This window comes from Actinomycetospora sp. NBRC 106375, assembly GCF_030269665.1.
In the GTDB taxonomy this organism is placed as follows: Bacteria; Actinomycetota; Actinomycetes; order Mycobacteriales; family Pseudonocardiaceae; genus Actinomycetospora.
Genome location: NZ_BSTS01000009.1, coordinates 172,095 through 190,538, shown reverse-complemented (window position 1 = coordinate 190,538; position 18,444 = coordinate 172,095). Strand labels below are relative to the sequence as shown.

15 protein-coding genes and 1 riboswitch are annotated in these 18,444 nt (G+C 74.5%); of the genes, 11 read left to right on the top strand and 4 right to left on the bottom strand.

Annotated elements, in window-relative coordinates; genetic code table 11:
* Positions 1-4: 4 nt before the first annotated feature.
* Positions 5-1,168, bottom strand: coding sequence for an FIST signal transduction protein (locus QSK03_RS16885; RefSeq protein WP_285654174.1), 1,164 nt, complete (start codon positions 1,166-1,168; stop codon positions 5-7).
* Between the two features lie 83 nt (positions 1,169-1,251).
* Between QSK03_RS16885 and rsfS the strand changes: the two genes are divergently transcribed.
* The 6 genes from rsfS to QSK03_RS16855 all read left to right on the top strand — a co-directional run bounded on the left by rsfS (position 1,252) and on the right by QSK03_RS16855 (position 7,226).
* The gene (gene rsfS, locus QSK03_RS16880) at positions 1,252-1,650 is read left to right on the top strand and encodes a ribosome silencing factor (protein ID WP_285654172.1); all 399 of its coding nucleotides are present in this window, start codon (positions 1,252-1,254) and stop codon (positions 1,648-1,650) included.
* Entirely contained in the window at positions 1,647-2,261 is a 615-nt protein-coding gene (locus QSK03_RS16875; protein ID WP_285654170.1) for a histidine phosphatase family protein, read from the top strand. Before rsfS ends, QSK03_RS16875 begins: the two co-directional genes overlap by 4 nt.
* Entirely contained in the window at positions 2,258-3,010 is a 753-nt protein-coding gene (gene octT, locus QSK03_RS16870; protein ID WP_352232010.1) for a diglucosylglycerate octanoyltransferase, read from the top strand. Before QSK03_RS16875 ends, octT begins: the two co-directional genes overlap by 4 nt.
* 25 nt (positions 3,011-3,035) lie before the next feature.
* Positions 3,036-3,467: an SRPBCC family protein gene (locus QSK03_RS16865; protein ID WP_285654168.1), complete on the top strand. Its 432-nt coding sequence runs from the start codon at positions 3,036-3,038 to the stop codon at positions 3,465-3,467.
* 151 nt (positions 3,468-3,618) lie between these two features.
* A complete protein-coding gene (locus QSK03_RS16860) occupies positions 3,619-4,695 on the top strand; it encodes a ComEA family DNA-binding protein (RefSeq protein WP_285654166.1) in 1,077 nt (358 codons plus the stop codon).
* Between the two features lie 176 nt (positions 4,696-4,871).
* On the top strand, positions 4,872-7,226 hold the full coding sequence (locus QSK03_RS16855; RefSeq protein ID WP_285654164.1) for a ComEC/Rec2 family competence protein: 2,355 nt from the start codon (positions 4,872-4,874) through the stop codon (positions 7,224-7,226).
* A gap of 84 nt (positions 7,227-7,310) precedes the next feature.
* Here the strand turns inward: QSK03_RS16855 and thrC are convergent, their stop codons facing one another.
* Positions 7,311-8,573 carry a threonine synthase gene (gene thrC / locus QSK03_RS16850; RefSeq protein WP_285654162.1) on the bottom strand — a complete coding sequence of 421 codons (1,263 nt, stop codon included), beginning with the start codon at positions 8,571-8,573 and terminating at the stop codon, positions 7,311-7,313.
* 12 nt (positions 8,574-8,585) lie between these two features.
* Positions 8,586-8,696, bottom strand: a riboswitch (SAM riboswitch).
* Between the two features lie 147 nt (positions 8,697-8,843).
* Between thrC and holA the strand changes: the two genes are divergently transcribed.
* Positions 8,844-9,863: a DNA polymerase III subunit delta gene (gene holA / locus QSK03_RS16845; protein WP_285654160.1), complete on the top strand. Its 1,020-nt coding sequence runs from the start codon at positions 8,844-8,846 to the stop codon at positions 9,861-9,863.
* Between the two features lie 67 nt (positions 9,864-9,930).
* On the opposite strand, the gene QSK03_RS16840 is transcribed toward holA, so the two are convergent.
* Entirely contained in the window at positions 9,931-10,776 is an 846-nt protein-coding gene (locus QSK03_RS16840; RefSeq protein WP_285654158.1) for a hypothetical protein, read from the bottom strand.
* 245 nt (positions 10,777-11,021) lie between these two features.
* Complete coding sequence (gene rpsT, locus QSK03_RS16835) at positions 11,022-11,315, bottom strand: 30S ribosomal protein S20 (protein ID WP_285654156.1); 294 nt, start codon at positions 11,313-11,315, stop codon at positions 11,022-11,024.
* A 172-nt stretch (positions 11,316-11,487) separates the two neighbouring features.
* Between rpsT and lepA the strand changes: the two genes are divergently transcribed.
* The 4 genes from lepA to QSK03_RS16815 all read left to right on the top strand — a co-directional run bounded on the left by lepA (position 11,488) and on the right by QSK03_RS16815 (position 18,430).
* Positions 11,488-13,401, top strand: a complete 1,914-nt coding sequence (gene lepA / locus QSK03_RS16830; protein WP_285654154.1) for a translation elongation factor 4 — start codon at positions 11,488-11,490, stop codon at positions 13,399-13,401.
* Positions 13,402-13,555: 154 nt separating this feature from the next.
* Positions 13,556-15,445 (top strand): DEAD/DEAH box helicase, encoded by a 1,890-nt coding sequence (locus tag QSK03_RS16825; protein ID WP_285654152.1) that lies wholly within the window; start codon positions 13,556-13,558, stop codon positions 15,443-15,445.
* 169 nt (positions 15,446-15,614) lie between these two features.
* On the top strand, positions 15,615-17,594 hold the full coding sequence (locus QSK03_RS16820) for an FAD/NAD(P)-binding protein (RefSeq protein WP_285654150.1): 1,980 nt from the start codon (positions 15,615-15,617) through the stop codon (positions 17,592-17,594).
* Positions 17,591-18,430: an alpha/beta fold hydrolase gene (locus QSK03_RS16815; RefSeq protein ID WP_285654148.1), complete on the top strand. Its 840-nt coding sequence runs from the start codon at positions 17,591-17,593 to the stop codon at positions 18,428-18,430. Before QSK03_RS16820 ends, QSK03_RS16815 begins: the two co-directional genes overlap by 4 nt.
* Positions 18,431-18,444 lie beyond the last annotated feature (14 nt).

Genomic DNA, 18,444 nt, shown 5'->3' with positions numbered 1-18,444 from the left:
CCCGCTACGCGGAGTCCCCGAAGGCCAGCACCGAGGCCGTGAAGGCGTGCAGGTGGTTGCGCGCGGCCACCGGCCCGATCTCGCCGGCGGCGAAGAAGCCCGCGACGCCCTGGGGCTCGAGGCCGCGCCGGACGGCGAGGACGTCGTGGTCGGCGTCCGGGAACATGGCCCGGCCCCGCCCGTTGCAGGAGAACAGCAGGGCACCGGCGGTGCCGCCCTCGCCGCGGAAGCGCGTCATCAGCCAGTCGAGGTCGGCGTCGGCGCTCGCCGCGTCGCGCACCTGGAACCGCACCGTGCGGCCGACCTCGACGACGTCGCCCACGGTCACCGTGCCCTCGTCCGGGTCGGCGCCGACGACGCCGCGGATGAGGAAGTCGCCCTGGCGGTGGTCGTCGGCGTACTCGTCCATCGCGACCCCGAGGTGCAGGCCCTGCGCGACCATCTGCTGCTCGGCCTCGTCGAGCTCGCTGATGATCTGCTCGAGCTTGCGGTAGGCGGGCTGTCCCGCCAGACCCTGCAGGTGCGGGCCCTCGGCCGCCGTGACCGTCATCGCCAGCCCGACGGGACGGCACCCCTGGCTGACGAGCGTGCGGACCCGCACGTCGCCGCCGATCGTCACGCCGACCACGCCGCGCTCGTAGACCTTGCCGTCGAGGAAGAGGCGCGTGCCGCCGGCCCCGCCCGGTCCGGACGCGAGCCCGCCGACCATCGGCAGCCCCTTCAGCGCCGTCCCGGAGTGCTCGACGAAACCCTGGATGGGGAAGGTGTACGGGTCGGCGAGCACGAGGGCGACCTCGTCGGCGTCGGTGCGCGCCGGCATGCCGCCGACGACGATGCCGGTGTCGGTGCGGCTCGCGTCGAGGTGGAACGGCGTGAAGGTCGCCTCCGGCAGCGCCCCCGCCCAGGCCGCGACCGCCGGCGCGGCCTCGACACCCCGCCCGTCGCCGATCACGCCACCGGCGCTGCACCCCACGGCGACGCGAGCCCCGGCGACCTCCATGGCCCGCTCCCCGGCGCGGGCGATCTCGGCGGGGTCGGGGTGGCAGACGAAGAGGGCGAGCAGGTCGGGTCGGCGGCCCCCGAGCGGTGCGGTGGCCTGTGACACGGCGTTCTCGGCGGCGGCCACCAGGTCGGCGCCCTGGGCCAGCCCGTCCCCGTAGTCCGACATCGGCCCAGTATGCGACGGCCGCGCGCCCTTGATGGCGTCGAGTACCATCACAGCGCCGTTGCCGTCGACCTCCGAAGGGATTCGTGGCCGTCACCGACCGCGCACGCCGTCTCGCCGAGACCGCCGCGCTCGCCGCTGCCGACAAGTTGGCCCAGGACGTCGTCGCCATCGACGTGTCCGAGCGGCTCCCGCTCACCGACGCCTTCGTCATCGCCTCCGCGCCCAACGAGCGCCAGGTGCAGGCCGTCGTCGACAACGTCGAGGAGAAGCTGCGGCCCCTCGACGCGAAGCCGGTGCGCCGTGAGGGCACGCAGGAGGCCCGCTGGGTCCTGCTCGACTTCGGCGACATCGTCGTCCACGTGCTGCACAGCGACGAGCGCGAGTTCTACGGGCTCGAGCGGCTGTGGAAGGACTGCCCGGCTGTGCCGTTGCCCGCGGAGGTGTACGGCCCGCCCGCCGACCGGTCCGCCGCCGGCGAGTGAGCCTGTCCCGACTCGTCCTCGCCCGCCACGGGCGGACGATGTGGAACGCCGAGAGCCGCATGCAGGGCCGCCTCGACCCCGACCTCGACGACACCGGACGCGCCCAGGCCCTGGCGGCCGCACCGCTGCTCGCGGCCTACGAGCCCGCGCTGCTCGTCGCGTCCGACCAGGTCCGGGCCTGGCGCACCGCCGAGGCCGTCGCCAAGGAAGCGGGCCTCGTCCCGCGTCCGGAGCCCCGGCTGCGCGAGACGTCGCTGGGCGACTGGGAAGGACTGACCGGGGCCGAGGTCGAGGCCGGCTGGCCGGGCGGGCTCGAGGCGTGGCGCACCGATCCGGCGTGGGCGCCGCCGGGCGGCGAGTCCCGGGTCGACGTCGCCGAGCGCGCCTTCCCCGTGCTCGCCGAGCTCGACGCCGAACTGGACGGCACCGACGAGCGCCGGACCGCGATGGTCGTCGCGCACGGCGGCACCATCGGGGCCCTGACGGCCTCGGCGCTGGGATGGCCGGTCGAGGCGTGGCACTCGCTGTCCCCGTTGGGGAACTGTGCCTGGGCGATCCTCGAGCACCGCATCGACCGCTGGCGGCTGCGGGCCTGGGGCCTCGGCGCGTGACCGTGGGGGACCCGGTCCTCGTCGTGATCGCCGACTCGCTGTCCTTCCACGGCCCCGACCGCGCCGAGCCCGCCGACGAGCCGCGGCTCTGGCCGCACGTCGCCGCCGACCTCCTCGGCGGGCGCGCCGAGCTGCACGCGGGTCTCGGGTGGACCGCGCGCCACGCGTGGCGGGCGATGGTCGGCGACCCCCGGATCTGGGCGTCGCTGCGGCACGCCGACGCCGTCGTCCTCGGGGTCGGCGGGATGGACACCCTGCCGTCGCCGGTGCCCACGGCCGTGCGCGAGCTGATTCCGGCGCTGCGCCCGGCCTGGCTGCGGCGCGCGGTGCGCGAGGCTCACCGGCGGGCGACGCCGGGGGCCGCCCGCGTGCTCGGCCGCGCCGGGCCGGTCGCCCTGCCGGCGGCCGAGACGGTGCGGTACCTCGAGCGGCTCCGCGTCGCGGTGACCACCCTGATCCCGGGGATCCCGGTGGTCGGCATGCTCCCCGCGGTGCACCGGGCTCCGGCCTACGGCGGCGTGCACGCCGGACGGGACGGGCACGTCGCCGCGATGACGGCGTGGGCGGCGGCGCACGACGTCGTCCTCGTCGACCCGCTGCCGCACGTGGCCGCGCACGTCCTGGGCGGGCACGGCAACCCCGACGGCATGCACTGGGGCTGGACGGGTCACCGGGCCCTCGGCGAGGCGGTCGGTCGGGCGGTGGGGGAGGCGCTGACGGCTGCCCGCCCTTTGCCGGATGTGCCCTGACCTCGCGGACGACGAGGATGGCCCGGTGACGATCGTGGTGAACCGCCTGGACTCCGACGCCGACCCGGAGACCGTGTTCGACCACGTCGCCGACCTGCGCACCGAGGCGGTGTGGAACCCCGCGGCCCGGCGCATCGACCTGGTCGGCCCGGAACCCGTGGGACCCGGCGCGCGCTATGACGGCACGTGGCTGGGGCTGGGGCGGGGCAGCGCCGAGATCCTCGAGTACACGCGGCCGACCCACTGGCGCACCCGGTGCCGGTTCCGCGGCCTCGACATCGACCTCCACGGCGCCGTCGAGCCCCGCGACCGTGGCAGCCGGCTGACCCTCACCCTCGAGCTCGCGGCCGGACGCACCCTGCGCCCGGTCCTGCCGGCGCTCGCGGCGGGGCTGCGGGTGGCGGGGCGCAGCAACATGCGCCGCCTGGGGCGGATGCTGGCGATGCCGGGGGTCTGAGGGCTCCTCCGGCCCGCGGACGGTCGGTGTCGGCCGTTCGGCCGTGCCGCGGGCCCGGGCGCGCCGCGGTCCGTCCCCAGCGCCGCCGGTTGTCCCCAGGGCCGCGGCCGACGCTGTCCGGGATGAGGGGCGTGTTCCTAGCGTCCCGCGCATGGCCCGCCCTTCACCGCCCGTTCCCGACGGCGCCCGTGCCCGGCTGCGGGCGCTCGGGGATCCGCCTGCCGTCGTCGGTGATCGCTCCGAGCGCTGGGGCCCGCCGGAGACCGTCGAGGTGGGCGAGCGTGGTGCCGCGGGTCGGGTGGGCTGGCCTGGGGCTCCGCCGGGCACGCCCGCGGCGCGTCTGCGGCTGCCGCCGCGATCCGGTACGTCCCGGGCGCGCGTGGACGACGAGCCGTGGGAGGACGAGACGCCACCCGCCGCGCCCGGCGGCGGCTGGTGGGACGACGAGGACGACGAGCCCGTGCGCCCGGTCGCGCGCGGGAGCGCGTGGGACCCACCGGAACCGGGCGAGCGGGCGCGACGCTGGCTCGGCCGGTGGGTGCCGGCGTCGTGGGCGGGGGCGCGGTGGGACCCCGGGCGCACCGGAGCCCTCGCTCTCGCCGCGGTGGCCGCCGTCGCCGCGGTCGTCGCCGCGGTGGGGGTGTGGGCCGGGCGCCCGGTCGCCGAGCCGGTCCCCGCGCTGCCGGCCGTGGCGGGGCCGTCGTCCGTCGCTGCGGTGCCCGGGCCGCCGGGGGCGCCGGGTGCGGCCCCGGCCGACGCGGGTCCGATCGTCGTGTCGGTGTCGGGACGTGTGGCGCGCCCCGGGCTGGTGCGGCTCGCGCCGGGCAGCCGGGTCGGCGACGCGGTCGAGGCCGCCGGCGGTGCTGCGCCCGACGCCGATCTCACCGGGCTGAACCTCGCCGCCCGCCTCACCGACGGTGAGCAGGTCGTGGTCGGTGTGCCGACCCCGGCCGCGCCGGCGGGTGCGGCGGGTCCGGCCGCGGGCGGGGCGCCGGCGGGCGTCCCGGCCGACGGCGCGGCCGCCGCCGGGGGAGGGGGCCGGGTCAACCTCAACACCGCGACCCTCGAGCAGCTCGACCAGCTGCCCGGCGTCGGTCCGGTCACCGCCCAGCGCATCCTCGAGTGGCGGACGCAGAACGGGCGCTTCGGCGCTGTCGAGCAGCTGCAGGAGGTCAGCGGCATCGGCGACGCCCGCTTCGCGACCCTCCGCGACCTGGTGACGGTGTGAGCGATCGCCGGGCGGCCGGGCCCGGCGACGCGACTCCAGCCCGGGGGAGTGCGGGCCGCGGGCAGGGAGGGGCGGCGAGAGGGCCGGCGGGAGGGCCGGAGCGCCGGCAGGAGCGCGGGTCGGCGCGCCCGCCGGCGCCGGAGGCGGAGCCTGTCGCGCCCCCCGACCTCCGGCTCGTGCCGGCGGCGCTCGCCTCCTGGGGTGTCGCCGTCGCGGCGCTCACCGCCGGGTGGGGCGCGGCGGCGGTCCTCGTGGCGGTGGCGGTGGTCGCGCTGGCGGTCGCGGTGCGGCGGCGCGGCGCAGGGTCCGGGGCGTCCCGGGCGTCGGGATGGCGAGCGGTGGTGATCGCGACCGGTGGGTGCGCGGCGGCCGTCGGTCTCGTCGCCGGCCTCGGGGCGTTCACCGTGGCGAGCCACCCGCTGCGCCCGGCCACCGGCACGGGGACCTCCGCGCGCCTCGACCTCGTGCTCACCGCCGACCCGCAGCCGGTGCGGTCGAGCGTGCCGGGGGCGGGACGGGTCGTCGTGCGCGGCGAGCTGCTGGGCGGGCAGGTCGGAGCGGGGGTGACGTGGCGCGCGGGCGGGCGCGTCGTCCTGCTGGCCCCGGCCGACGGGTGGGCGACGCTGCTCCCCGGGCAGGTGGTGAGCGCCCGGGGCCGGCTCGCGCCGCCCGACCGCGCCGACCTCACCGTGGCCGTCCTCCAGGTCCGGGGCCCGCCCCGGGCGGTCGGGCCGGTGCCGACCGCCCAGCGCGTCGCCGGCGACCTGCGGGGCGGTCTGCGCGACGCGGCCCGCACCGTGCTCGCCGAGGACCCGGCCGGGCTGCTGCCGGGGCTCGTGGTCGGCGACACCTCGGGGATCAGCGCGGGCCTCGCCGACGACTTCCGCACCGCCGGCCTCACGCACCTGACGGCGGTGTCCGGCACGAACGTGGCGATCGTTTGTGGCGCGGTGCTGCTGCTCGCCCGCCTGGGTCGCCTCGGCCCGCGGACGGCGGCGCTGCTCGCGGCGCTCGCGCTGGTGGGGTTCGTGATCCTGGCCCGGCCGTCGCCGAGCGTGCTGCGTGCCGGCGTGATGGGCGGGATCACGGTGCTCGCGCTGGCGGTGGGTCGGCGGCGATCGGTGGTGCCGGCGCTGTGCGCGGCGGTGATCGTGCTGCTGCTCGTCGACCCGGGCCTGGCCACCGACCCCGGGTTCGCGCTCTCGGTGCTCGCCACCGGGGCGCTGGTGCTGCTCGCGCCGGGAGTCGTGGCCCGGCTGCGGGCGCGCGGGCTGCCGGTGGGGATCGCGGAGGCGCTCGCGGTGCCGGTGGCGGCGCACGTCGCCACCGCGCCGGTGATTGCGGGTCTGTCGGGCGAGGTCAGCCTGGTCGCGGTCGTCGCCAACCTGCTGGCGGCGCCCGTGATCGCGCCGGTCACCGTCCTCGGCGTGCTCGCCGCCGCCGTCGCGCCGGGGCGGACCGCGGCCGCGCACGTCCTGGTGTGGCTTGCGGGGCCCGGGGTCTCCTGGCTGGTGTGGGTCGCGCGCCGGTGCGCGGCCGTGCCGGGGGCGACGTTCGCGTGGCCCGGCGGGGCGGCGGGCGCGCTGGCCCTGGCTGCGGTGGTGGTGCTCGTCGCGGCTGCCCTGCGGTGGCGGCGCCTGCGCGCGGTGGTAGCCGCGGTGCTGGTCGGGACGCTGCTCGTGATCGTCCCGACGCGTGTGGTCCCGCCGGGCTGGCCGCCGGAGAAGTGGGTGATGGTGGCCTGCGACGTCGGTCAGGGCGATGGACTGGTGCTCGCGACCGGCGAGCCGGGCCGCGCGGTGCTCGTCGACGCCGGACCGGACGCGGGGGCGATCGACGGCTGCCTGACACGCCTGGGCGTGCGGTCGCTCGCGCTGGTCGTGCTGACCCACCTGCACGCCGATCACGTGGGCGGGCTCGCGGGGGCGCTCAGCGGCCGGTCGGTCGGCGGTGTCGCGCTGGGTCCGGCGCGCGACCCGGGCGACACGCTCGTCCAGGTCATGGGCCGCAGCGCCGCCGCCCGGGCGCCGTTGGTCGCCCTGGGACGCGGGACGGTGCTGCGCTGGCCGGGCCTGGCGCTCGAGGTGCTCGGCCCCGTCCGGCCCACGGTGCACGTCGACGGTGAGGACGGCACCGCGGTCAACGACACCTCGGTGGTGCTGCGAGCCCACACCCCGGTGGGGCGGGTCCTCCTGCCCGGTGACGCGGAACGGTCGTCGCAGTCGGCGCTGCTGGGCTCGGGCGCCGACCTGCACGCCGAGATCCTCAAGGTGCCCCACCACGGGTCACGGTCGTCGCTACCGATGTTCCTCACCGCGGTGCACGCCGCGCTCGCGCTCGTGAGCGTCGGCCGCGGCAACACCTACGGCCACCCGAATCCGGGGATCCTGGGACTGCTCGCCCGCAGCGGCGCGCTCGTGCGGCGCACCGACGAGTCCGGCGACCTCGCGGTCGTCGTCTCGCCCGAGCCGCGGGGTGGCCCCGCCGTCGTCGCGCGCGGCGATCCGCGCCCCGACCCTCGGCGGAGGTGAACCGGTGTTCCCCGCGCGAGGGGCACGTTGCGCAGCCCATCCGGCCCCGGAGAGCTGCGGAACGTGCCACTCGCGACGAGGGAGCTACAGGCCCAGCGCCTCGCGGACAGCCTTCGAGGTCGCCGGGATCGTCGCCTTGGGGCCCACCTGGTGCTCGATGGCGTCGAGGGTCTTCAGCCCGTCGCCGGTGATCAGCAGGACCGTGTCGGCGTCCGGATCGAGATCGCCCGACTCGACCATCTTCTTTGCGTTGGCCACCGTCACCCCGCCGGCGGTCTCGGCGAACACGCCCTCGGTGCGGGCGAGCAGCCGGATGCCGTCGCGGACCTCTTCGTCGGTGACGTCGGTGACCACGCCGCCGCACCGGCGCACGGCGTCGAGCACGTAGGGGCCGTCCGCCGGGTTACCGATCGCCAGCGAGCGGGCGATGGTGTCCGGCTTCTGCGGGCGGACGACGTCGGTGCCCTCGCGGAACGCGGTCGAGACCGGGGAGCACCCCGCGGCCTGGGCGCCGAAGACCTTGTAGTCGCCGCCCTCGACCAGCCCCAGCGAGATCAGCTCCGCGTAGGCCTTGTCGACCTTCGTCAGCTGCGAGCCCGAGGCGATCGGGATGACGGTCTGGGCCGGCACGCGCCACCCGAGCTGCTCGGCGACCTCGTAGCCGAGGGTCTTCGAGCCCTCCGCGTAGTAGGGCCGGACGTTGACGTTGACGAACGCCCAGTCCTCCTGCTCGAAGGCGAGCTCGGTGGCGAGGCGGTTCACGTCGTCGTACGTGCCCTCGCAGGCGAGGAGGTTCGTGTCGTAGACCGCGGTCATGAGGATCTTCGCGCGCTCGAGCGAGGCGGGGATCAGCACGACCGAGTCCCAGCCGGCACGGGCGGCCGCGGCGGCGGTCGCGTTGGCGAGGTTGCCCGTCGACGGGCAGGCGAGCGTCGTGAAGCCCAGCTCGCGGGCGGCGGCGAGGGCCACTGCGACGACGCGGTCCTTGAAGGAGTGCGTCGGGTTGCCGGTGTCGTCCTTGACCCACAGGTTCCGGATCCCGAGCGCGGCGCCGAGGCGGTCGGCGCGCAGCAGCCGGGTGCACCCCGGGTCCGTGTTCGGGTGGTCGGACACGGTGGTCGGGACGGGCAGCAGGTCCTTGTAGCGCCAGATGCTGCGGGGGCCGCGCTCGATGTCCTCACGGGTGAGGCGGCCGAAGTCGTAGGCCACCTCGAGGGGGCCGAAGCACTGGGGGCACGCGAACTCGGCGGCCAGGTCCATGCGGTACCCGCAGGCCCGGCAGGCGAGGGCGCAGGCGGGGCCCAGGTCGTAGCCGGTACTGGTCGTCGGCTGGGCGGTCAGCGTCATGGCAGGAAGTCCTCCTCATCTTCCCCGCGGACGGGTCGGAATTGGCACCGTGATCGCCGCAGAACGCTGGCGCCGGTTGCCGGGGTGTCATCGGGCCGGTCCCTCTACCCCTCTGGATGAGCCGTATTCGGTTGTCGGAGGCCCACCGGGCACGTCCGGCGCAGGACTCTACGGCACCGGTCGGAGCCCGACCACCGAGCGGCGCGCGGTGGAGACCTGCCTCACGATGTCCCGAACGGGGCTGTCGGGACGCCGTGACACGATCGTCGGGTGAGTCCCGAGGCCCCGGCGCCGCTGCAGCTCGTCGTCGGCGACGAGGCGCTGCTGGTCGAGCGGGCCGTGGCCCGTGCGGTCGCCGCGGCACGCGACGCCGATCCCGCCGTCGAGGTGTCGCACGTGCCGGCGGGGGAGCTCACCGCGGGGACGCTGGGCGAGCTCGTCAGCCCCTCGCTGTTCGCCGAGTCGCGCGTGGTCGTAGTCGAGAACGGCCACGACGCGGGCGCCGAGGTCACGACGCTGCTGCTCGACTACGCCAAGGCCCCGAGCGACGGGGTGACGCTGATCGTCGTGCACCGCGGCCCCCCGAAGGGCGGCAAGGGGCGGCGGCCCGCGAAGGGCAAGGAGGCCGCGAAGCCCAAGGGCGACGCCCTCCTCGAGGGTCTGCGCTCGGCCGGTGCGAACGAGGCGTCCGCGGCGTCGCTGTCGGACGACCAGCGGGCCGACTTCGTGCGCACCGAGATCCGCCAGGCCGGCGGCAAGATCACCGGCGAGGCGCTCGGGCTGCTCATGGACGCCGTGGGGTCCGACCTGCGCGAGCTCGCGGCCGCGGCGTCCCAGCTGGCGTCCGACTCGGGCGGCCACGTCGACGCCGACGCGGTCCGCCGCTTCCACCGCGGGCGCGCCGAGGTCACCGGCTTCGCCGTGGCCGAGAAGGCGATCACCGGCGACCGCCTCGGCGCGGTCGAGGAGCTGCGGTGGGCGCTCGAGACCGGCGTGCCCCACGTGCTGCTGGCCGACGCCCTCGCCGACGCGGTGCGCACGGTCGCGCGGGTCAGCGCGGCGGGCCGCGGCGACCCGTACGCGATGGCGTCGGCGCTGAAGATGCCGCCGTGGAAGGTCCGCAAGGCCCAGGGGCAGGCGCGGGGCTGGGGCGCCGAGGGGCTCACCCAGGCGATGGGCGTCGTCGCCGACCTCAACGCCGACGTCAAGGGCGCCGCCGCCGACCCGGCCTACGCCATCGAGCACGCCGTCGAGCTCGTCGTCGCGGCGCGGGGCAGCCTCCGCCGATAGGGCCCGCGGCGCTTCCCGGGATGAAGCCGGCCACGGTGGAACACACCTAGAAACGCCTATCGGCCGGCTAGGCGGTGGCAAGCCGGGAGCGGAAGGAGCTGCCGAGTCCTCTCAGAGCTGCCGTCTGTGGGGGATATCCCGCTGGCACCGGCATGTCCCGCCGGAGGAGCTGAGGCGTCCAGTCAGGGAGGAAGTAGAGGAATGCACAACCGCCGGCGAACAGCGGTAAGGGCCGCGGGAAGATGCCCCAACTCGACCGAACGAAGTCCACATAGCGGGCCTCGGCATGGCGGAGTTTCTTCGGGGTCTGTGCGGCGTCCACCGGGAGGCAGACGATGAGGCGCTCGGGCCTGCCTTGAGCGAGGACGCTCCTCAGCTCCCAGAGCACTCCCGGTGAGCTCCCGCCGTGGAGAACGATCAGACTCGACTGCCGGATGAGGTGTCCGACGCGCTCCTGCCACGCGTCGTCGCGCAGGTACATCCTGGCCGCTCCGACCTCGGGGGTGCGGGCGTTCTCGCCCGGTGACCCGACGGCCACAACAGGCCCGATATCGCTGAGGGCCTTGACGAGGTGCTCCTCGTAGGTCTTGAAGAGGAAGTAGTGACCGCTGAGCACAACACCGTCGTTGGAGAAGGGACGCAGGTAGAGCACCGGAGGCCGATCGTCGGTGGCCAGGACGTCAGCGGCGGACGGCGCCCGCATCTGTTTCGCGCGCCGCAAGCCACGAGAGATGAAGTAGAAGAGCCCTCCGGCGATACCACCCGCCAGCAGACCTCCGAGCGCTCCGAACTCACGGGTGATGCTCTTCGAAGCGACGAACACGAGCACCCCGACGGGGATCATGAGAAGAGTGACGAGCAGCCCTTGGGCTCGACGCGGGTTCGGCTGCTCGGGCTCGTGGTTTGCCGCCATGGTTGACCTCGTGGGAGTCCGACATCACATCACGAGGAGTAACTGTCCAAGTGGCACACTCGGCCGTCAATCGGACGCGGGGGTAGGGTTCGCCCTCTTCGCGACGATGGATAAGAGGCGCGACTCGCTCACCCTAGCCCGGTCGGGTGACGAACGGCCCTCGGTTGCACCAACACGACGACGGCCCGCTCCCGGCGAGCCGGGAACGGGCCGTGGTCGTGCTGTGGGCCGGGCTCAGGCCGGGCTCAGGCCGGCGTCTTGCCCGCCTTGGCGTCGACGGTGAAGCGCTCGGCGCGGTGCGCCATGCGCGACTTCTTGTTCGCCGCCTGGTTCTTGTGGATGACGCCCTTGCTGACGGCCTTGTCGAGCAGGCGGGCGGCCTCGCGCTGCCGGGTGGTGGCCACCTCGGTGTCGCCGGCCTCGACGGCCTCGCGGTAGCGGCGGATCGCGGTCTTGATGCGCGACTTCGCCGCCTTGTTCCGCTGGCGCGCCTCCTCGTTCTTGCGGATGCGCTTGACCTGCTGCTTGATGTTCGCCACGGGAGTCTTCGAACCTCGTCTGTCGGTGCCGTCTGTCGTCTCGGGAGCGCGCGGGGGCGCTCGACCGCTCCACGCAGAGCACCGAGGTTACCAACCCCGCACATCGCGGACCGCGCCCGGGGCTCATGGGACGATGGTGGCGAACCGGCCGAGCCAGAACGTGAGGAACCCGTTGAGCCAGACCACCCAGCAGTCCGACACGAACCCTGGGCGGCCGGGCACCAAGGGGTACGCGGACGAGACGTTCACGCCGCCGGACCGGATCCGCAACTTCTGCATCATCGCGCATATCGATCACGGCAAGTCGACGCTGGCCGACCGCATGCTGCAGATGACCGGTGTGCTGGGCGAGCGGGCCTACCGCGCCCAGTACCTCGACCGCATGGACATCGAGCGCGAGCGCGGCATCACGATCAAGGCGCAGAACGTGCGCCTGCCCTGGTACGCCGCGGGCCCCGACGGCGAGATGCGCGACCACGTGCTGCACCTCATCGACACGCCGGGCCACGTCGACTTCACCTACGAGGTCAGCCGGTCGCTGGCCGCGTGCGAGGGCGCGATCCTGCTGGTCGACGCCGCGCAGGGCATCGAGGCGCAGACCCTGGCCAACCTCTACCTGGCCATGGAGCACGACCTCGAGATCATCCCGGTGCTCAACAAGATCGACCTGCCGGCCGCGGAGCCGGAGCGCTACGCCGAGGAGCTCGCGCATCTCATCGGGTGCGAGGCCGAGGACGTGCTGCGCATCTCGGCCAAGACCGGCGACGGCGTCGAGGCCGTGCTCGACGAGGTCGTGCGCCGCGTGCCGGCCCCGGTCGGGGACGCCGACGCCCCCGCCCGCGCGATGATCTTCGACTCGGTCTACGACACCTACCGCGGCGTCGTCACCTACATCCGCGTCGTCGACGGCAAGATCACGCCGCGTGAGCGGATCCGCATGATGTCGACGAACGCCGTGCACGAGCTGCTCGAGGTCGGGATCATCTCGCCGGACCAGAAGCCCTGCCAGGGTCTCGGCGTCGGCGAGGTCGGTTACCTCATGACCGGCGTGAAGGACGTCCGCCAGTCCCGCGTCGGTGACACCGTGACCTGGGAGCGCAAGGGCGCCACGGAGCCCCTCGGCGGCTACCGGGACCCCCAGCCGATGGTCTACTCCGGCCTCTACCCGATCGACGGGTCGGACTTCCCGCTCCTGCGTGACGCCCTGGACCGCCTGCGCCTCAACGACGCCGCGCTGTCCTACGAGCCGGAGACCTCGGCGGCGCTGGGCTTCGGGTTCCGCTGCGGGTTCCTCGGCCTCCTGCACCTCGAGATCACCCGCGACCGCCTCGAGCGCGAGTACGGGCTCGACCTCATCTCCACCGCGCCCAACACCGTGTACCGCCTCGAGCTCGACGACGGCTCCGAGGCCGAGGTGACCAACCCCGCCGACTGGCCCGAGGGCAAGGTCGCGGCGATCTACGAGCCGATCACCAAGGTCTCGGTGCTCGCCCCGGCGGACTTCGTCGGCCCGATCATGGAGCTCTGCCAGTCGCGGCGCGGGTCGCTCGAGGGAATGGACTACCTGTCCGACAGCCGCGTCGAGCTGCGCTACACGATGCCGCTCGCCGAGATCATCTTCGACTTCTTCGACATCCTGAAGTCGCGCACCCGCGGCTACGCGTCGCTGAACTACGAGCCCGCCGGCGAGCAGGCCGCCGACCTGGTGAAGGTAGACATCCTGCTGCAGGGCGAGCCGGTGGACGCCTTCTCGGCGATCGTGCACCGCGACGCCGCCTACGACTACGGCAACTCGATGGCCACGAAGCTGCGCGAGCTCATCCCGCGCCAGCAGTACGAGGTGCCGATCCAGGCCGCCATCGGGGCGAAGATCATCGCTCGCGAGACCATCCGCGCGATCCGCAAGGACGTGCTCTCCAAGTGCTACGGCGGCGACATCACGCGCAAGCGCAAGCTGCTGGAGAAGCAGAAGGAGGGCAAGAAGCGCATGAAGACGATCGGCCGCGTCGACGTCCCGCAGGAGGCCTTCGTCGCCGCGCTCTCCACCGACCAGAACGCCGTGGAGAAGAACAAGGCGAAGAAGTAGCCGCGGTCGAGGCGGTCACAGGGCGTCGGTCGGGAATGACCTCTCGCGTAGACTGGTTACAGAGCCGAGCTGTCGGTCTGGGAAAGACGCCGGAGATGTGACCGGGTCCACGGACAGCTCTGCGTCCGTTTGCTCCCTCTCCTGAAAGAACTACGTGACCAACGCTGCTGTCCTGACTGATCACGACGTCGAGCTCGTCGACGTGATCGCCCCCTCCACCTCCGATGACGCCGACACGGCGCCGGAGATCCCCGAGGCCGCTGACGAAGCGACCCACCAGAACGACGAGACCCCCGAGCCCGCCGCCTCCGAGCCCGACGTCCCCGCGTCCGGCTTCGCCGCGCTCGGGCTCGACGAGCGCCTGCTCGGCACCCTGGCCGAGGCCGGGTTCGAGACGCCCACCCCGATCCAGACCGAGACGATCCCGCTGCTGCTCGACGGGCGCGACGTCCTCGGTCTCGCGCAGACCGGCACCGGTAAGACCGCCGCGTTCGCGCTGCCGATGCTCTCGGCGATCGAACCGTCGCAGAAGAACGTGCAGGCCCTGGTCCTCACGCCGACCCGCGAACTCGCCATCCAGGTCGCCGAGGCCATCGAGCGCCTCGGCACCGCGGTGCGCGGCCTCGAGGTCGTCCAGCTCTACGGCGGCGCGCCCTACGGTCCGCAGCTGCACGGGCTGCGCCGCGGCGGCCAGATCGTCGTCGGCACCCCCGGCCGCGTGGCCGACCACCTCGAGAAGGGCACGCTCGACCTCTCGAACGTCGCGCATTTCGTCCTCGACGAGGCCGACGAGATGCTCCAGATGGGCTTCCTCGAGGAGGTCGAGGCGCTCTTCGAGAAGCTGCCCGATCAGCGCCAGGTCGCGCTGTTCTCGGCGACGATGCCCGCGGCGATCCGCGAGGTCTCGCGCCGGCACCTCAACGCGCCCGCCGAGGTCTCGATCAAGTCGAAGACCCAGACCGGCGTCAACACCCGGCAGCGCTACGTCGTGCTGCCCGAGCGGCTCAAGGCCGACGCGCTCTCCCGGGTGCTGCAGGTCGAGGACTTCGACGCCTGCCTGGTGTTCGTGCGCACCCGCCAGAACACCACCGACGTCACCGAGGCGCTCAACCGCCGCGGCTTCGCCGCCGTCGCCATCTCCGGGGACCTCTCGCAGGTCCAGCGCGAGAAGACGATCGCCGACCTGCGGTCGGGCAAGATCGACGTGCTGGTGGCCACCGACGTCGCCGCCCGCGGCCTCGACGTCGACCGCATCTCGCTGGTGGTCAACCACGACCTGCCCACCGACCCCGAGTCCTACGTGCACCGCATCGGTCGCACCGGCCGGGCCGGGCGCAGCGGCGAGGCGATCTCGTTCGTGACGCGCGGCCAGATCCGCACCATGCGCATGATCGAGGGCGTCACCAAGCAGAAGGCCGAGGAGATGTCGGTGCCGGGCACCGACGAGGTCAACGAGGTGCGCAAGCGCCGCTTCGCCGACCGCATCACCGGCACGCTCGACGGCACGGTCACCGGCGGCGACCCGATGGACGTGTACCGCGGCATCGTCGGCGACTACGTCGCCGAGACCGGCGTCGACCCGCTGGAGCTGGCGGCCTCGCTGGCCAAGATGGTGCAGGGCGACAAGCCGCTGCTGGTCGAGGACCTGCCGGCACCGCCGCCGCGCGGCGAGCGTCCCGACAAGCGCGGTGCCCGCGACGGCAAGCCCGACCGCGGCCAGGGTCGCGGCAAGGCCCCGTCCTGGGACGTCGGCTCGGGCCGCGACACCTACCGCATCGACGTCGGCCACAACCAGCGCGTGCGGCCGGGCGCGATCGTCGGCGCCATCGCCAACGAGGCGGGGCTCGACTCCGCGCACATCGGGCACATCGACATCCGGCCCGACCACACGCTGGTCGAGCTGCCGGACAACGTGCCGGGCCCCGTGGTCAAGCGCCTGCAGCGTGCCCGCGTCGCCGGCCGGCCGATGGGGCTGCGCCGCGCGTCGGGCGACGAGAAGGCCAGCGATCGAGGAGACCGCCCGCGCGGCCCGAAGCGCCGCTGAGGCTCCGAGAGCACCGCGACGACGCCCGTTCCCGCTCCGGCGGGGGCGGGCGTTCGTCGTCACGCGGGCGCCCCGGTGGGGAAGCGCTCGCGCTCACGCGTGGTTGACCCCGGTGGAGCAGGGATAATCGGTCACGGGCGCGCAGTGTCGACGGCGGAGGGGCGGACGGATGCCACGCTCGGTGGTGATCGTCGGGGGCGGACCTCGCGGGACCGGCGTGCTCGAACGCCTCGCGGCGAGCGCCCCCGAGTTCGTGTCCGCCGGCGACGTGCTCCACGTCCACCTCGTCGACCCCTACCCCGACGGCGCGGGACGCATCTGGCGTGAGGACCAGTCGGCGCTGCTCTGGATGAACTCCATGGCGGCCGACGTCACGATGTTCACCGACGACAGCGTGCGCTGCGACGGACCGATCGTGCCGGGTCCGTCGCTGTACCAGTGGGCCGTCGCGGTGCGCGACGGCGAGCTCCCCGGCGAGACGGTGCCCGACGGCGCGGTCGGCGAGGAGCTGCGGGCCCTCGGCCCCGCAACCTTCGCGACGCGGCGGCTGCAGAGCCACTACCTGGACTACGTCCTGCGCCGCGTCCTCGCGGACCTCCCGCCGCAGGTCCGCGTCGAGCGGCACCGGACCCGCGCGGTCGGGCTGCGGCGCGGCTCGCCGGACACCGTCCTCCTCGACGGCGGCGGGGAGCTGCCCGCCGACGTGCTCGTGCTCGCGTCCGGCCACCTCGACGCGGCACCCACCGCCGACGAGGCCGCCCTGGCCGCCCACGCCGAGGAGCACGGGCTGCGCTACTTCCCGCCCGAGCAGACCACCGACTCCGACCTCGACCGCATCCCCGCCGGCGAGACGGTGATCGCCCGGGGGATGGGGCTCGCGTTCATCGACCTCATGGTCCTGCTCTTCGAGGGCCGCGGCGGCCGGTTCGCCGACCGCGGCGACGGCACCCTGGACTACGTGCCCTCGGGCCGGGAGCCCGTCGTCCACGTCGGGTCCGGGCGCGGCGTCCCGTACCACGCGAAGACCGAGTACGCGCTGCGCGGACCGCGGCCGCCGCTGCCGCGCTTCCTCGGGCCGGACGAGATCGCCGGGTTCGTGCGGCGGGGATCGGTCGACCTGCGCCGCGACGTGTGGCCGCTGATGGCCAAGGAGGTCGGCTGGGCGTACTACCACGAGCTCTTCGCCGGCCACCCCGACCGCGTGCGGGGGGTGTGGGACGACTTCGCCCTGCGCTACGCCGAGCTCGACTGGTACACGCCGGCGATGTGGGAGCTGGTCGCCGGTTTCGTCCCCGACCCCGCCGACCGGCTCGACTTCGAGCGGATCGACCGCCCCCTCGAGGACGTGTCCGCGCCGGACCTCGCGGGCCTGCAGGAACGGCTGCGCGCGTACGTCCTCGACGACCTCGCCCGTCACGTCGACGACCGCTACACGGCCGAGCTCGGGGCGTTCGTGGGGCTGCTCTCGGTGTTCGCGCAGGTCGCGGAGCTCGCGGGCACCCCGGCGCTGACGCCGCGCTCGCGGGCCCAGGACCTCGCGTGGTGGCAGAACCTGTTCAGCTCGCTGGCCAGCGGGCCGCCCGGGCCGCGCCTGCGCCAGCTGCTCGCCCTCTCGCGAGCCGGTTATGTCGTGTTCCTCGGCGCGGGCCTGCAGGTCGAGCCCGTCGACGGCGGGTTCCGGGCCACCAGCGCCTCGCTCGACCACGTCGCCGTGACCGCCGAGACGTTCGTCGAGGCGCGCCTGTCGTCGCCGAGCGTGAGCCGCAGCGACGACCCGATGCTCGCGGGGCTCCACGCCGAGGGTCTGCTCGACGAGGAGACCCTGCGCGAGGAGCACGCCGTCGGCGGTCGCGACGCCGGGTCGGCGGTCGCCGTGCACGCCGCCGACGCTGCGGTCGCGCACTCCGGCGCGTCGGTGACGCTGCACAACACCGGCCTCGTGCGGGTGCGCACGACGGACTTCCGGCTGGTCGACGCCGAGGGCCGGCCCGACCCCGGGCGCTTCGCGATCGGGCCGCACACGAACGTCCGGCTGCCCGGCGCGTTCACCCGGCCGAACACCAACGCGCTGAGCTTTCGCGCCAACGACGCCCTGGCCCGCGCGGTGCTCGCCGAGGTCGCGCCGGCCGCGGGACGATTGTCGGCGTGATCCCCGAGCCGGTCCGCGTCTCCCTGCCCGACATCACGCTCTCGGTGCTCGACGCCGGCAGCGGCCCGGCGGTGCTGCTGCTGCACGGCTTCCCCGACCGCGCCACGCTGTGGCGGGCCCAGATCGAGGCCCTCGTCGCCGCCGGGTACCGCGTGATCGCTCCGGACCTGCGCGGCTTCGGCGACAGCGACAAGCCCGAGGACGTCGCGTCCTACCGGCTGCACCACTCGGTGAACGACATGCTGGCGCTGCTGACCGAGCGCGGCGTCGAGCGGGCCGCGGTCGCCGCGCACGACTGGGGCTCCGCGCTCGGCTGGGCGCTGGCCCTGCGCAGCGACCGGGTCACCCGCTACGCCGCGCTGGCGGTCGGGCATCCCGAGGCGTTCCGCGCCGCGGGCCTCGAGCAGCGCGCCCGGTCCTGGTACATGCTCTGGTTCCAGTTCCCCGGGGTCGCCGAGGAGGTGCTGTCCGCCGACGACTGGGCGCTCTTCCGGCGCTGGCTGCACCCCGGCGCCGACGACGACCTCGTGCGCACCCAGATCGCGGACCTGTCCCGGCCGGGCGCGCTGGTCGCGGGGCTGAACTGGTACCGCGCGAACGTCGACCCGCGCACGTTCACCGACGACACCCCGCTCGGGCTGCCGCCGCTGACGTGCCCGGTGCTGGGCATGCTCGGCGAGGACGACGTCGCCCTCGTCGAGGCGCAGATGACGGGCTCGCGGCACTTCGTCGACGGCCCGTTCACCTACGTGCCCGTGCCCGGCGGCGACCACTGGCTCCCGGTCCGCAGCGCCCCGACCGTCACCGAGACCCTGCTCGCCTTCCTACGTGAGTGAAATTCCCGGCTATG